This is a genomic window from Actinomycetota bacterium, assembly GCA_019347575.1.
In the GTDB taxonomy this organism is placed as follows: Bacteria; Actinomycetota; Nitriliruptoria; order Nitriliruptorales; family Nitriliruptoraceae; genus JAHWKY01.
The window spans coordinates 1-14,116 of the sequence record JAHWKY010000026.1 but is presented as its reverse complement, the minus strand read 5'-3'; the positions used below and the strand labels follow the sequence as shown (position 1 = coordinate 14,116).

Here is a 14,116-nt window from a genome sequence, read left to right as displayed (position 1 = left end):
CCGCCCTGAGCGGCGGGCGGCCTCAGGCCTCGTCGAGCAGGAGCTCGGCGATCTGGATGGCGTTGAGGGCGGCGCCCTTGAGGAGGTTGTCGCCCGTCACCCACAGGTTCAGCGCCTGGGGATCGGCGAGATCGATTCGGACGCGCCCGACGAGCACCTCGTCGACCCCGGCACCGTCGAGCGCCGAGGGGTAGGCGAGCTCCTCGCCGTCCACATCGACCCCGTCGACGACGCGGAGGTTGGGGGCCGCCTCGAGCGCCGCGACCGCGCGGTCGCGGTCAGGCAGCTCGACGAACGTCATCCGGGCCGCGATCGAGTGCCCGACGAAGACCGGCACGCGGACGCACGTCGGCGACACGCGGAGGGCCGGCAGCTCGAGGATCTTGCGCGACTCGTGGACCAGCTTCCACTCCTCGACGGTGTAGCGCTCGTCCGCGAAGTCGCCGCAGTGCGGGAGCACGTTGAACGCGATCGGCTTGCTGAACTGCTCCGCCTCGACGCTGCGGAGCGCCGCAGGGCCGTCGGTCACGAGCAGGTCCGGGTCGGCCAGCAGCTTGCTCGCCTGCTCCGCGAGCTCGCGGATGCCGGACTGTCCCGCCCCGCCCGCCGCCTGGTAGGTCGTGGCCACGACGTCGGTCAGGCCGAACGCCTCGTGCAACGGCTTGGCGGCGACCATCAGCACCATCGTCGTGCAGTTTGGGTTGGCGATGATGCCCTTGGGTCGCCGCCCCGCCGCTTGAGGGTTCACCTCGGTGACGACGAGCGGCACGCCGTCGTCCATGCGCCACGCCGAAGAGTTGTCGATCACGACCGCGCCCCGCTCGGCGGCGACCGGCGCCCACTGCTTCGACGTGGAACCGCCGGCGCTGAAGATCGCGATGTCGACACCGTCGAAGATCTGGGATGACAGGGCCTGGACCGTGACCTCGCCGTCGCGCCACGGCAGCTTCCGCCCCGTGGAGCGCTCGCTCGCGATGAAGATCGGGGCGTCGGCGAGAGGGAAGTCGCGCTCGTCGAGGAGCCGACGCATCGCGTACCCGACCGCGCCGGTGGCTCCGACGATGGCGATCCGAGGAGGATGGTTCATGCCTCCCCCCTCAGGGGGGAGGGGCCGGCGTTGCCGGATGCTCCCACCTCCTCGCGCACATCGGCGCCCAGCTCGAACTCGGCGTGGATGGCTCGCACGGCCGCTTCGACGTCCGACTCGTCGATGACGACCGAGATCCGGATCGTCGACGTGCTGATCATCTCGATGTTGACGCCCGCCCCAGCGAGCGCCGCGAACATGCGGGCGGCGATGCCGCTGTGGGTCTTCATGCCCGCGCCGACCAGCGAGACCTTGGCGATCGCCGCGTCCACCGTGACGCCGGCGGCCTCGACCTCGTCCCCGATGCGCTTGACGATCTCGCCGGCGGACTCGGCCTCGGCCCGTGGCACGGTGAACGAGATGTCGGTGTGCTGCGCCTCCGAGACGTTCTGCACGATCATGTCGACGGAGACACCGGCGTCGGCGAGCGCGGTGAACAGCGTCTTGGCGACGCCGGGCTTGTCGACGACGCCCTGGACGGTGATCTTCGCCTCGCTGGTGTCGTGCGCGACTCCGGAGATGATGGCGTCTTCCACGTCGGCTTCTCCTTCCGGGCCGACCCACGTGCCCTCGTCCTCGCTGAACGAGGAGCGCACGTGGATCGTGACCCCGTAGTTGCGTCCGAACTCGACCGAACGGACCTGCAGGACACGTGCCCCCTGGGCGGCGAGCTCGAGCATCTCCTCGTAGGTGACGCGGTCGAGACGACGAGCGTCGGGTACCAACCGCGGGTCGGCGGTGAACACCCCGTCGACGTCGGTGTAGATCTCGCACACCTCCGCCCCGAGCGCCGCCGCGAGGGCGACCGCGGTCGTGTCGGACCCGCCCCGTCCGAGCGTGGTGACGTCCTTGGTGTCCTGGCTGACACCCTGGAATCCCGCGACGATCACGACGTGGCCGGCGTCGAGCGCCTCCTGGACCCGCCCCGGGGTGATGTCGACGATGCGGGCACGGCCGTGGGCGGCATCCGTGATGATCCCGGCCTGCGATCCGGTGAACGATTTGGCCTCGATGTCGCGCTCGTGCAGAGCCATGGCGAGCAGCGCCATCGAGATGCGCTCCCCTGCGGTCAGGAGCATGTCGAGCTCGCGTCCGGGTGGCGCCGGCGAGATGCGCTCGGCCATCGCGACGAGCTGGTCGGTCGTGTCCCCCATGGCCGAGACCACGACCACGACGTCGTCGCCGTCCTGGCGCCGGCGCGCGATGCGGTCGGCCACGCGCTGGATCCGCTCCACGTCGCCGACCGAGGTGCCTCCGAACTTCTGCACGACGATGGCCACGCGGGACTCCGGGAGAAGGCGCACGATCCGGGCGTTGAGGGTACGGCAGAGGTGGCTGACCGTGTGCACGGCCACCCGCACAGCGGCCGCCTCCAGGGACACCGCGCCCTACGCTGGAGCCATGGCGTCACCATCGGGTACCGCCCCGAGCTGGAGCATCGGGCGGGCGCTCGGCCTGATCGGCGCCGGCCTGCTGGTCGCCGGCGCCTTCCTGCCGTGGACGGCGGATGGTCGCGTGGCCCTCGACCTCGGTCTGCTGTCGTGGGGCGAGGGCACGGGTCTACCCACGCTCGCGGTCGCGCTCATCGCGCTCGCGATCGTCCCGGGCATCGCCGCGCTGATCGATGACCACGGTTGGCCGCGAGCCGCCAGCGCGGTCGCCGCTGCCGTCCTCGTGGTCGCCTGGCTGGCCCTGGGCCCAGAGGGCGAGATCACCAGCGGATCGCTGGTCGCCACCGCTGCGGCGGCGCTGCTGCTGCTGGGGGCCGCCACGGCGGCTCCCCCGGCGCCCCCGACCACCGAACCGCTGGCCCGCCCCGCGCCCCCGACCACCGAACCGCTGGCCCACCCCGCACCGCCGTCACCCCAGCCGGACTCCGGGGACATCGAGGGTCCCGATGTCGCGGCGGTCCAACCCGGCGTGCAGACCGAGCCCGACGACGTCGAGCGTGATGAGCGGTCGTGGGACGCGGAAGCACGTCCCGGTCGGGTGGAGGTCGACGAGGACACCCTCTACGTGCGCGCGTGGGGCGCCACCCGTGCCGATTGCATCGCACAGGCGGTGCGCGGCGCGCTGTCGCTGTTCGCGACGGTGCCCGAGGGAGAGCTGGTGACGGTCCAGCCCATCGACCTCGAGACGACCGTCGACGACGAGTTGCTCGCCCGACTCGTGCGGCGCGCCCTACGCGCTCTCGACCTCACCGGCATGGGGGTGTCGGAGCTGTCGCTCAGCGACCGCTTCGACGGCGGCCTGTCGGGGCAGATGGGCTTCATCCCCGCGACGCTGACCCGATCACCGGTGCCCACCGATGTGCCGACCGAGGACGTCGTGCTGGGCCGCATCGGTGCCGCCTGGCGCGCCGAGCTGCGCTTCCGCGGATGATGGACGAGGGGACGGCACCGTCGTCGACCTCGAGCGGAGCCGCAGCAACGTAACCGCCACCACCTCCCCGCCCTCCACCGCGGGCACGATCCCGACTCAGGCGGCGAGGTGCGACTGGACCTCCTCGTCGGTGACCTGGTGGAAGTCGCCGTACCAGCTGCCGACGGCGCGGAAGCTGCGCGGTGCGTGGGGACACACCACCTCGTCGGAGAGGCGGCGCAGATCGTCGACGCTCTGGGGTGCCCCGACCGGCACCGCGACGACCACTCGCCCCGCACCGCGCTGGCGCACGACGGCGACCGCAGCGCGAGCGGTGTTGCCGGTGGCGAGCCCGTCGTCGACGATCACGACGGTCCGGTCCCGCAGCGAGGTCGGGGCACGGTCGCCGCGGTAGAGCCGGACCCGACGTTGCAGCTCGGTGCGCTCGCGCGCGATGGTGGCCTCGAGGTCGGCGCGACCGAGGCGGAGCGCTCGCATGGCGTCGTCGTCGAGGACCTCGACGTCCTCCTCGCCGATGGCGCCGATGCCGTACTCGGCGTGGCCGGGCGCACCGATCTTGCGCACCACGAGCACGTCGAGCGGGGCGTCCAGCTCGTCCGCGACCTCTCGTGCCACCGGCACGCCGCCGCGCGGAAGACCGAGGATCAGGGGGTCGTCGAGCTCTAGGTCGCGTAGCGCGGCAGCGAGCTCGCGGCCAGCTTCCTCACGGTCGGTGTAGAGGCGCATGCCCCCAGGATGTCAGCTGGCGAGCAGCTGCTCCACCGCCGACCGTGCACTGCTGGTCACCGCGCTGCCGAACAGCGGAACGACACCGTCGTCCTGGGCTGCCAGCCAGTTGGCCACGCTGCTGGGCACGTCGTCGTTGACCAGGATCGTCGGGGCGCCGTTGCGCACGGCGTAGGCGCTCCACGCCAGGGCCCTGCCCCATCCGTCGGGGTCCCAGCCGTCGATCACGACCACGCGTGATCCGACCGCGCCGAACAGGCCGTCGGCGACCGCGAGGGCGGTGTCGTGGCGTGTCGCGCCAGCGAGGCGCTGACCCGACACGTCGCGCAGGACGCGGTCGCTGACGACGACCGAACCTCCGAGCACGAGGCGCTCGGCCTTAGGATGGCGGGCGAGGAACGAAGCGGTCGCTGCGGGAACCGCGTTCGTGTCGACCAGGACCAGCGGGACGCCGTTGCGACCAGCGGCCGCGCCACCGGTGATGGCGTCGGGCCAGTTCCACGCGTAGGCGACGGCGATCTTGTCGGGGGTGCCGCGCAGCTTGACGGTCTCGTCGGCGATCGCGATCGCGGTCTCCACGCGCGTCGCGCCGGCGAGTCGCTTGACGTCGTAGCCCGCGCCCCGCAGCTCCGACTCGACTCGAGGGCTCAGCGCGTCCGGACCTCCGAGCAGGTACACGCGGCCGCTGCCACCCAGGAGGCGGTCGATCTCGACCCGCGTGTCGGGGCGCAGGACCGGCTGGGGCTCGGCGGGGGTCGGGCCGTCGGTGAACAGCACCGGGGCGTCCCCACCGGCCAGGGCTGCGCCGCCGAGCGAGTCGGCGAACAGATCGGCGCGCGAGACAACGATGAAGTCGGGGCGGTCGTCGGTCGGGAAGGTGACCTGGCTGGCCTTCAGTCCCTCGCCGATCGCGGTCAGGACCGGTGGCGTGCCGCCGCCCATGAAGATCTGGGTGACCCACGTGGTCCCCCTGCTGTCGACCACGACCCCGATGCCGACGTGCTCGACGTCGGGCGCGAGGACGTTGGCACGGTGACCCGGGGAGTTCATGAAGCCCTGGTGCAGCGACTCGGGCGAGCCGAGCGTCCCGCTGCCGCAGCCGACGTTCTCACGCAGGCTGCGCCAGTTCTCGGTGACGCCGCCGTCGAGGGGGTTGCGGTGGCGCAGAGTCCGCCCGTCGCCGCAGCTGCCACCACGGTCGGAGTCAGCGGCCATCACGCCGGAGTGTCCACGGCCGATGCGGGTGAGCTGCAGGTGCACGGTGAGGGGGCGCAGCCCGGCCTTGGCTCGTTCGCCGTTGATCAGCCCCTCGTAGGCGACCTCGTCGAGCGGGGCGAGACCCGGTGAGCCGCCCGCCTGGGCGACACCCAGCGGCAGCAGCGTCAGCACGGTCGCCAGCACGGCGACGGCGGTTCGGATCGATCGGACGGACACGCGCACACCCTCTTCGGACGTCGTTCGACGGCACAGGAGAGGTATCGGTAACTTTCTGTGAGCACTTGAACACGGAGCGCTGTGCGCTCGTGGCCCAGGGTGGGGGGCCCGCGCGACCGGGCCGCGGCGCGACCGTGGGTCTCAGCCTCGGTCTGCGAGGACCCGGGCGAGGGCGCGGAACTGGCGCCGGTACTGCAGCGCGATCAGCGGCTTGAACAGTCCGGTGAAGCGGCCGGCCGCTCCCGCGAAACGTGCCTGCGCGGTCTGGGTCAGGCGCGTACCACCCCCGGGAGTGGGCTCGAGCTCGTAGGTGAGGACGTAGCGACGACGCGGCGTCGTCGCGACGCTCTCCATGCGGCGGGGTGGTTCGAGCGCGGTGATCTCGACCTCGCCAGCCAGCGCCTTCTCCGGCTTGAAGCCCTCCGTGAACCGGTAGCGCGCCCCGACCTCGCCGGCCGGCGCACCCCCCACGTACTCTGTCGTCGGTACCGCGGAGCACCACGACGGGTCGTTGGTGGGGTCGGCGAGGAACGCGAACACGGTCTCCGGCGCCTGAGGCAGCTCGATGCTCACCCGGACGGTCGTCACGTCGCCTCTCCTCCGGTCCGGTCGGCCCCGGTCCGTCGACGTCTCGCGTGCTCAGCCGCTCTGCGCGCCCCAGTAGCCCTCGCGCTCGAGGTGCAGCAGGATCCGGTTGGCCGCTTCCTCGGGTGTGGTGTCGGTCGTGTCGATGTCGAGTTCGGCGTCAGCGGGTTCCTCGTAGGGGTCGTCGATGCCGGTGAACCCGGTGATGATGCCGGCGCGTGCCTTGGCGTACAGGCCCTTGCGATCGCGCCGCTCGCACACCTCGAGGGGCGTGCAGACGTACACCAGTACGAACCCGCCGCCGGTCTCCTCGACCAGCGCTCGGACCTGCTCGCGCACGGCGTCGTAGGGGGCGATCGGGGCGCACACGGCGATGCCGCCGTTCTTGGTGATCTCGGACGCGACGAAGCCGATGCGCTGGATGTTGAGGTCGCGGTGCTCCTTCGAGAACCCCAGCTCGCTGCTGAGGTGCTTGCGGACGATGTCACCGTCGAGCAGGGTGACGGGCCGGCCGCCCACCTCCAGCAGCTTGGTGACCAGCACGTTGGCGACCGTGGACTTGCCCGAACCGGACAGGCCGGTCAGGAACACCGTGAAGCCCTGCTTCGCGCGGGGCGGGTGGGTGCGCCGCAGTTCCTCGACGACCTCCGGGAAGGTGAACCACTCCGGGATCTCGCGGCCGTAGGCGAGGCGCTCGCGCAGCTCGGTCCCGCTGATCGACAACGTCCGTGTGCCCTCGTCGATCTCGTCGACGGGCTGGTAGGCGTCCTTGTCGGGCACGTAGACCATCATCTTGAACGGCACCATCTGCACCCCGAGCTCGTCGGTGTGCTGGCTGAGCAGCTCCTGCGCGTCGTAGGGCCCGTAGAAGGGCTCGCCCGAGGAGTCGCTGCCGGGACCGGCGTGGTCGCGACCGACGATGAGGTGGGTCACGCCGTGGTTCTTGCGGATGATGGCGTGCCACACCGCCTCGCGCGGGCCGCCCATGCGCATCGCGAGTTGCAGCAGCGCCACGTCGACCGTCCCCGGCGGGTAGTGGTTGACGATGTGGCGGTAGACGCGGACCCGGGTGAAGTGGTCCACGTCGCCGGGCTTGGTCATCCCCACCACGGGCTGGATCAGCAGGTTGGCCTCGACCTCCTTCGCGGCGCGCATCGTGATCTCGACGTGGGCGCGATGCATCGGGTTGCGGGTCTGGAACGCCACGACGCGGGTCCAGCCGTTGCGCGCGAAGTCGGCGCGGACCTGCGCGGGGGTCTTGCGCAGGTCCTTGAAGTCGTACTGGTTGGGCAGTTGCAGCGCCTCGATCGATCCGCCCAGGTACACCTCGCCCGCGGTCTGCTGCAGGTACGCCACGGCCGGATGCTCGGTGCTGGTGGTTCCGAAGACCTGTTCCGCCTCGAGGTCCTTGTCCGGCGTCCACCGGTCGGTGACGTGCAGGACCGCCAGCATCGTGCCCTCGGGGTCGCGCAGCGCGACGTGCCCCCCGACGGCCACCTCGTCGGCGAACTCCTCGGTGACATCGAGCGTGACCGGCATCGGCCAGAGGGTCCCGTCGGCCAGCCGCATCTCGTCGCGGACGCGCTCGTAGTCGGCCTGGCCGAGGAACCCGGTGAGTGGCGAGAACGCCCCGTTCGCCAGCAGCTCGAGGTCACACAGTTGGCGGTCGGTTAGGTCCCAACTCGGCCAGTCCCGCGACGCCTCCTTGAGTTCCACCGCGCGGCCGGCGGCGACGGTCAGATCCACGAGCGCCCCGCCGTGGGGCGCGATGAGGTGGGAGGAATCCGTCACGCCTCCCCCCTCAAGGGGGGAGGCGCCGGCGTTGCCGGCGTGGGAGGTGAGACGATATCGGTCACGGAGTGGGTCTCCTGGCGCGCAACGGCGCTCGAGAGGGAAGTCGACGTGAGCGAAGCGTAGGCGAGTACGGCGGGGCGACGAACCTCGCGGTGCGAGCCATCGATCCTCTTGACCGTACGGAGCAGGATTACGGGCTACCCCCGGTCCGACCGGGCGTCGTCCAGCTTGCGGACGAGCGCCTTCGGGGCGACGAGGCGGTACGCCTCGGTGAGTAGAGTCGCAACCTCGTCCCGGTCAGGATCGATGTCGACCCGAAGTCCGATCCATCCGCGGTGACCGACATATGGCGGTCGGAAGAAACGCTCTGGGTCCAACTCGACGAGCTCCTGCTGGGCACCCGGAGCTGCTGGGCAGACCACCGCGAGACGTCCGTCGCCGTGGTGGTCGTCAGTGAGGTAGCACAAGGTCCGCTTCCCACGTACGAAGAAGGTCAACGCCCCGTGGCTCAGGCGTTCGGTCAGCTCTGGCAGGCTGGAACAGATATCTCGAACCCACGTGGTTGCCGCTTCGACGTCGGCGTCGGTGTACGGCAGGCGATCGCGCGGTGTCGACTCCATCGAACGAGTATCCCACGAACCGCACGATGGTCCGGGTTGGCCTCCTCTTGGAGGGCGTCCTGCTCAACCACCGGAACGACGGATAGCGACGCGGACTGCGATCAGGCGGAGACCTCGCGGCGCCCCGAGAACGCCCGCCCCAGCGTGACCTCGTCGGCGTAGTCGAGGTCGCCGCCGACCGGCAGGCCACTGGCGAGCCGGGTGACGCGGACCCCGAGCGGGCCGATGAGCCGGCCGAGGTAGCTGGCGGTCGCCTCGCCCTCGACGTTGGGGTTCATCGCGAGGATGACCTCCGCGATCGGCTCCGTGTCGAGGCGGCCGATCAGCTCCTTGATGTGCAGCTGGTCGGGGCCGATGCCGTCGATCGGCGAGATCGCCCCGCCGAGCACGTGGTAGCGGCCGCGGTACTCGCGTGTGCGCTCGATCGCGATGACGTCGCGGGGCTCCTCGACGATGCACAGGTAGGTGTCGTCACGCCGCGCGTCGCGGCAGATGCGGCACTCCTCGGCCTCGGCGATGTTCCAGCAGCGCGCGCAGAAGCGGACGGTGTCCTTCACGCGGGTGATGGCCTCGGCGAGGCGCTTGGCGTCGACGGCGTCGGCCTGGAGCAGGTGGAAGGCGATGCGCTGGGCGGACTTGGGTCCGACCCCGGGCAACCGCCCGAGCTCGTCGATCAGGTCCTGGACCGCGCCCTCGTACATGCGACCGAGGTTACCCCCGCCCCGCCGACCCCCCGCCCACCCCCGGACCGAGCCCGCCTACCTCCAGCGCGGACGACCGCCCGCATTCGTTCAGGCGAGGCGCCGCCCCGGCGCCCCGACGGGAGCGGGGCGCATCACGAGGCGGAACACCGCGCCGACGACCAACGGGGAGAGAACGACGATGCCGATCAGCACCGCCCAGGGCACCACGAGCGGGTCCCCGACCGGGCCCGAGCGGCGCGTGGCGGCCACGAGCAGGATCCCCACCGGCGTCGCGACGATGGCGGCGATGCCGGCGTGGTACCACGCCTGCAGGCCGTGGAAGCGCCGTCGCAGGCGTGGCTCCGCGCCGACCGCGGTCACGAGCGCGAGGTCGCGATCGGACTCGGTGGCAGCCAGGGCGGTCGTCATCGCGGTGATCACGATCGCGAGGAGGATCGCCATGCCGGCGACGATCGCCATCGGGACCAGCGGGTTGCCACCGACCCCGTGCGGAGGCGCGAGGTTCAGCCCCCACAGCGTGGTCCCCCCGGAGCGCTGCGCGGCATCGGCCTCCGGATCCGTGAGCGGGCGAGCGAGTTCGAGCGCGACCACCGCCCCGACGGGTTCGAGCCGGAGCCGCTGCGCCACATCGGGCGCGAGCAGCACCTCGGGCAGGCCGTACGCCGCCACCGGGGTCGGGGCGCGGACGGCTTGCAGCCGGGTCGGGGCGGGGTCGTCGGCGTCCGGCGCCTCGATCCCGAGGACGAGGGAGTCACCGGCACCGACGAGGTCATCGATGGACGACCCGTTGGTGAGCACCACCGTCCCCGGCGTGATCTCGTCGAGGCCGAGGAGCTGGGCGGCCCCGGGGGTGAGAAGACCGGGCTGGACGCCGTAGACGACGCCAGCGGCCTCGCTCGAGCCGATCTCGAGGTACAGCCACTCGCGCTCCGACCGCCCGAGCACAGACACCGGCGTCTCACGCTCGGTGGCGACGGGCAGCGAGGCCTTGGCTGTCTCGACCATCTCGGCGGTGGGCGGCAGCTGGATGTCGGCGTACGACGGGCCGGTCACGATCGCAACGTCCTCGCGGCCGGCGGCCGCGGAGCGTCCCGCCACCGCGTCCGCCTCCGACGCCACGACCGTCGCGGCAGCGACGGGGGCGACGAACACGACGGTGAGCGCCGCGACCGCTGCGGCGCTGCGGGTCCGCTGACGGGCGGCATCCCGGGTCACGAGCCGAGCGTGCAGCCTCAGTCGGTCGGCGACGCGACCGACCACGCCGATGATCGGGGATGCCAGGCCGGCCGCCCCGCCGATGGCGAGGATGGTTCCGAGTGCGATGAGCGCGGACCGGCTGCTGCCGTACCGCGCCGAGCGGATGACGGAGCCGAGGAGCAGCAACCCGCTCGCGGAGGCGACGAGCGCGAGCGGGGCGACCCAACGCGGAACGCGTCCGATCGGTGCGCGCCCCGCCAAGGCGGCTACCACCGGAACGCGCGCGACGGTTCGGGCGGGCAGGTAGGCCGCCGCGACCGCGGCGACGACCCCGACGAGGGCGGGGACGACCAGGTCCGCGACGTGCCAGCGGTACCCGGCGAGGGGGCGCGCGGTGAAGGCCTCGATGAGCGGCTCGGCGAACCGGACCGCCACCACGCCGAGCACGATGCCGGCCAGCGCCCCGACGGTCCCCAGGACGCCGGCCTCGCGGAGGACCAGTGCGCGGACGTGGCGGGGGGAGGCGCCCCCAGCGGAGAGCAGCCCGAATTCGCGCAGTCGCCGGCGCGTCCCCGTCGCGAAGGCCGCGGCGGCGACGAGGGCGACCTGCGCGAGCAGAACCGCCCCGACCATCGCGCCGACGAAGGGAGGTTGGCTGAGCATCTGGGTGCTCTCCACCATCCAACCCCGTTCCTGGGCACGCGAGGTGACGGACACGTGATGGGGTGGTGCGGGTCCGCCGACAACCGGATCCTCCTGCCGGTTGAGCAGCGTGTCGAGTCGCGCACCGAACTCGGCGGCCTCCTCCTCTCCCAGCCCACCGACCAGCCACACGGTGGTCCGACCCCAGAGGAAGGCGGGCAGGGCGTCCTCGGGGTGGACCACGGCGAGGCCCATCCCGAGCACATCGGCGGGTTCCGCCGTGCCGACGACCTCGAGCTGCGCGAGGCCCGGCAGCTCGACACGGTCGCCGACGCCCACGTCGAGCGCCTCGAGGAGGCTGGGAGAGACCAGCGTCTCGCCGGGGCCGGGGGCGGGACCCGGCGTGATGAGCCGGCCTGCGGCCAGGCCGGCGGTCGGGTCGATGGTCGAGATCATCGCGTCGAACTCGTCGCTGACCAGGTACGTCTCCTCGTAACGCAGGACCTCGGCCCGGGTGGACAGCTCGCGGTCGAGCACGGTCTGGACGGCCGCCGCGGTGAGTTCGGGTACGGGTCCGCCGTAGCGATCGTCAACCACCGCCTGCAACTGCGGCGGAAGGTCCCCGTAGCTGACACCGTGGCGGAACAGATCGACGCGCAGGTCGGCGGTGCCGTACCGGGCGGCGAGCTGCTGATCGAGCGGGACCTGGCCCGAACGCACTCCGACGGCCGCAGCGACCGCACCGGCGACCGCCAGCGCGATGAGGATGACGATGAGGAAGCTGCGCCGCTTCGACGTCCACGCGGACCGTCGTGCGATGCGCCACAGAGCCGGCGTCACCGCACCACCTCCACGTCGCGGCTGGTCTCGACGACGGATTCGATGATCCCGTCGCGGAGTCGCACGATGCGATCGGCCCAGGCAGCCTGCGCCGGATCATGGGTCACCATCAGCGCCGATGCGCCGGCATCGCACCGTTGCCGGATCAGGCGCAGCACCCCCTCGGCGCTCACCTCGTCCAGGGCACCGGTCGGCTCGTCGGCGAGCAAGAGACGACGGCGGCCCGTCAACGCCCGCGCGACCGCGACGCGCTGCTGTTCGCCGCCCGAGAGCTGGTCGGGGTAGCGGTCGGCGAGCGCCGGGTCGGCGACGGAGGCGATGGCCGCGCGCGCCTCGTCGTGAGCATCCCGGACCGAAACGCCGTCCAGTTCGAGTGGCAACGCGACGTTCTCGACCGCCGTGAGCGTCGGGATGAGGTTGCCGGACTGGAAGACGAACCCGAGGTGCCGCCGTCGGACGGCCGCGAGGTCGTTGGCGCCGAGGGTGGTGAGGTCGGTGCCCTCGATCAACACCTTGCCGGCGGTGGGTCGGTCCAGGCCACCGGCGAGGTTGACGAGGGTGGACTTGCCGACGCCGCTCCGGCCGGTGATCGCGACGAGTTCCCCCGGGTGGATCTCGAGGTCGACTCCGTCCAGAGCCGCCACGAGCCGGTCGCCGTCGCGGTAGTGACGGCAGACGCCGGCGAGTTCGAGGACTGCGGTCACGGTGTGCTCCTTCGCGTTCGGAGTGCGTTCATCGGCCGTTCCCGGCGTGGTGCAGGCGCTCCTCGACGAGGTCGAGCCAGTCGAGCTCTGCACGGCAGCGCAGGATGAGACGGTCGAGGTGGACGAGCCAGGCGAGGTCACCCTCGTCGGAGGCCTTCTGACGGGTGTAGGTCTGCAGGGCCCCCATCGTGGCGGTGCGCTGCGCGGCGATGACCGCGAGGGGATCACCGGCGTCGGTGCTCGCGGCGAGGAGGATCTTCATGACGACCTCGTCGCGGGTGTCAGTTGACCGATCGACTGGGCCGAGCAGCCAGCTCTCGAGGTGCTCGCGCCCTGCCTCGGTCAGCCGGTAGCTCTTGCGCTCACCGTCGTCCTCGGCGAGCTCGACCAGGCCATCGCGCTCGAGACGCTGCAAGGAGGTGTAGACCTGGCCGATGTTGATCGTCCACGCCCCGCCCGTGGAGGACTCGAAGTCCACCTTGAGCTGGTAGCCGTGCTTGGCCTCGCCGTTCAGCAGAGCCAGCAGGCCATCCTTGACGCTCACGCGCTCTCCTGGGTACATACGCAGTATGCATATCGCGTATGTATCTGTCAAGGCCCCGAGGCGAGGGAGCGAGCTCGTCGGAGCATCTCGCGACCGGGTGCCCACACAGTGGTGGAGCCTCACCACCAGCGGGTACCGGTCGACCCGCTACCCCCGGGTCCCGATGCGCACGTTCGGGTGGAGGGGCTAGTCGACGGGTTCGGCGTCGAGCTCGGTGACGAGCAGGTCGGCTGCCGTCTGAGCGGCCTCGTCGGCATCGACGGGCGGGGCGTACTCGGCCTCGACGACCGCGACCTCGTCGTCCTCGACCGCAACGGGATCCGTCGCGCCGCGCGAGGGAGCGCCGGGGTCCTCCTCGTCCTCGTCGAGCACGGTCGTGTCCACCCGTACGTCCTCCCCGAGGATGGTCTTGACCGCCTCTTTGAGGGTGTCCGCGTAGTGGCCCTTCTTCGCCTCCTCCGCGTGGAAGCCCGCGTGGCGCGGCTGGAACGCGAGGGTCAGCACGCCGCGGGCGAACGCGTGGGGTCGGGCCTCCGAGAAGATCGCGTGCACGCGCATCGAGCGCCTCCGCAGCTCCTCGAGCACGGCCGTCCACCGCTGCACGATCCGGGCGACGTCCTCGGCGGCCACCGGATCCGGCACCGGATCGGGCGGCGACGGTTCCGGAGCGGGGGTCGGATCCGGAGTCGGCTCGGGAGTGGGCTCCGGCGTCGGATCAGGCGACGGGGGCGTCGGGACCGGCTCAGGAGTCGGCTCCGGCACCGGATCAGGCGTCGGGTCAGGCGACGGGGGTGTCGGGACCGGCTCAGGAGTCGGCTCCGGCACCGGATCAGGCGTCGGATCGGGCGACGGCGGTG

The 14,116-nt window shown here is 71.7% G+C and carries 13 protein-coding genes; 1 reads left to right on the top strand and 12 read right to left on the bottom strand.

What is annotated here, in order from left to right; genetic code table 11:
- Window positions 1-22 precede the first annotated feature (22 nt).
- Both KY469_16085 and KY469_16080 read right to left on the bottom strand, forming a co-directional pair.
- Window positions 23-1,087, bottom strand: a complete 1,065-nt coding sequence (locus KY469_16085) for an aspartate-semialdehyde dehydrogenase (protein ID MBW3664620.1) — start codon at window positions 1,085-1,087, stop codon at window positions 23-25.
- On the bottom strand, window positions 1,084-2,367 hold the full coding sequence (locus KY469_16080) for an aspartate kinase (protein MBW3664619.1): 1,284 nt from the start codon (window positions 2,365-2,367) through the stop codon (window positions 1,084-1,086). Before KY469_16080 ends, KY469_16085 begins: the two co-directional genes overlap by 4 nt.
- A gap of 121 nt (window positions 2,368-2,488) precedes the next feature.
- On the opposite strand from KY469_16080, the gene KY469_16075 reads away from it, so the two are divergent.
- The gene (locus KY469_16075) at window positions 2,489-3,469 is read left to right on the top strand and encodes a hypothetical protein (GenBank protein ID MBW3664618.1); all 981 of its coding nucleotides are present in this window, start codon (window positions 2,489-2,491) and stop codon (window positions 3,467-3,469) included.
- A gap of 96 nt (window positions 3,470-3,565) precedes the next feature.
- Here KY469_16075 and KY469_16070 read toward each other — a convergent pair whose 3' ends face one another.
- The 10 genes from KY469_16070 to KY469_16025 form a co-directional block, all read right to left on the bottom strand.
- Window positions 3,566-4,195 (bottom strand): phosphoribosyltransferase, encoded by a 630-nt coding sequence (locus tag KY469_16070; GenBank protein ID MBW3664617.1) that lies wholly within the window; start codon window positions 4,193-4,195, stop codon window positions 3,566-3,568.
- Between the two features lie 12 nt (window positions 4,196-4,207).
- Window positions 4,208-5,629, bottom strand: coding sequence for a cell wall-binding repeat-containing protein (locus tag KY469_16065; GenBank protein ID MBW3664616.1), 1,422 nt, complete (start codon window positions 5,627-5,629; stop codon window positions 4,208-4,210).
- A 141-nt stretch (window positions 5,630-5,770) separates the two neighbouring features.
- The gene (locus KY469_16060) at window positions 5,771-6,217 is read right to left on the bottom strand and encodes an SRPBCC family protein (protein ID MBW3664615.1); all 447 of its coding nucleotides are present in this window, start codon (window positions 6,215-6,217) and stop codon (window positions 5,771-5,773) included.
- A 51-nt stretch (window positions 6,218-6,268) separates the two neighbouring features.
- Window positions 6,269-8,005: a bifunctional sulfate adenylyltransferase/adenylylsulfate kinase gene (locus KY469_16055; GenBank protein ID MBW3664614.1), complete on the bottom strand. Its 1,737-nt coding sequence runs from the start codon at window positions 8,003-8,005 to the stop codon at window positions 6,269-6,271.
- A gap of 200 nt (window positions 8,006-8,205) precedes the next feature.
- Entirely contained in the window at window positions 8,206-8,628 is a 423-nt protein-coding gene (locus tag KY469_16050) for an MmcQ/YjbR family DNA-binding protein (GenBank protein MBW3664613.1), read from the bottom strand.
- Window positions 8,629-8,729: 101 nt separating this feature from the next.
- Window positions 8,730-9,329 (bottom strand): recombination mediator RecR, encoded by a 600-nt coding sequence (gene recR, locus KY469_16045; GenBank protein MBW3664612.1) that lies wholly within the window; start codon window positions 9,327-9,329, stop codon window positions 8,730-8,732.
- 90 nt (window positions 9,330-9,419) lie between these two features.
- Window positions 9,420-12,011 (bottom strand): ABC transporter permease, encoded by a 2,592-nt coding sequence (locus tag KY469_16040; protein MBW3664611.1) that lies wholly within the window; start codon window positions 12,009-12,011, stop codon window positions 9,420-9,422.
- A complete protein-coding gene (locus KY469_16035; GenBank protein MBW3664610.1) occupies window positions 12,008-12,715 on the bottom strand; it encodes an ABC transporter ATP-binding protein in 708 nt (235 codons plus the stop codon). Before KY469_16035 ends, KY469_16040 begins: the two co-directional genes overlap by 4 nt.
- A 28-nt stretch (window positions 12,716-12,743) precedes the next feature.
- Complete coding sequence (locus KY469_16030) at window positions 12,744-13,259, bottom strand: PadR family transcriptional regulator (protein ID MBW3664609.1); 516 nt, start codon at window positions 13,257-13,259, stop codon at window positions 12,744-12,746.
- 186 nt (window positions 13,260-13,445) lie between these two features.
- The gene (locus KY469_16025; protein MBW3664608.1) at window positions 13,446-13,889 is read right to left on the bottom strand and encodes a hypothetical protein; all 444 of its coding nucleotides are present in this window, start codon (window positions 13,887-13,889) and stop codon (window positions 13,446-13,448) included.
- Window positions 13,890-14,116 lie beyond the last annotated feature (227 nt).

Excerpts from the sequence above, each read along its gene's own strand:
- KY469_16085 (MBW3664620.1), bottom strand. The coding sequence starts at position 1,087 with ATGAACCATCCTCCTCGGATCGCCATCGTCGGAGCCACCGGCGCGGTC.
- KY469_16075 (MBW3664618.1), top strand. The coding sequence starts at position 2,489 with ATGGCGTCACCATCGGGTACCGCCCCGAGCTGGAGCATCGGGCGGGCG.
- KY469_16070 (MBW3664617.1), bottom strand. The coding sequence starts at position 4,195 with ATGCGCCTCTACACCGACCGTGAGGAAGCTGGCCGCGAGCTCGCTGCC.
- KY469_16050 (MBW3664613.1), bottom strand. The coding sequence starts at position 8,628 with ATGGAGTCGACACCGCGCGATCGCCTGCCGTACACCGACGCCGACGTC.
- recR (MBW3664612.1), bottom strand. The coding sequence starts at position 9,329 with ATGTACGAGGGCGCGGTCCAGGACCTGATCGACGAGCTCGGGCGGTTG.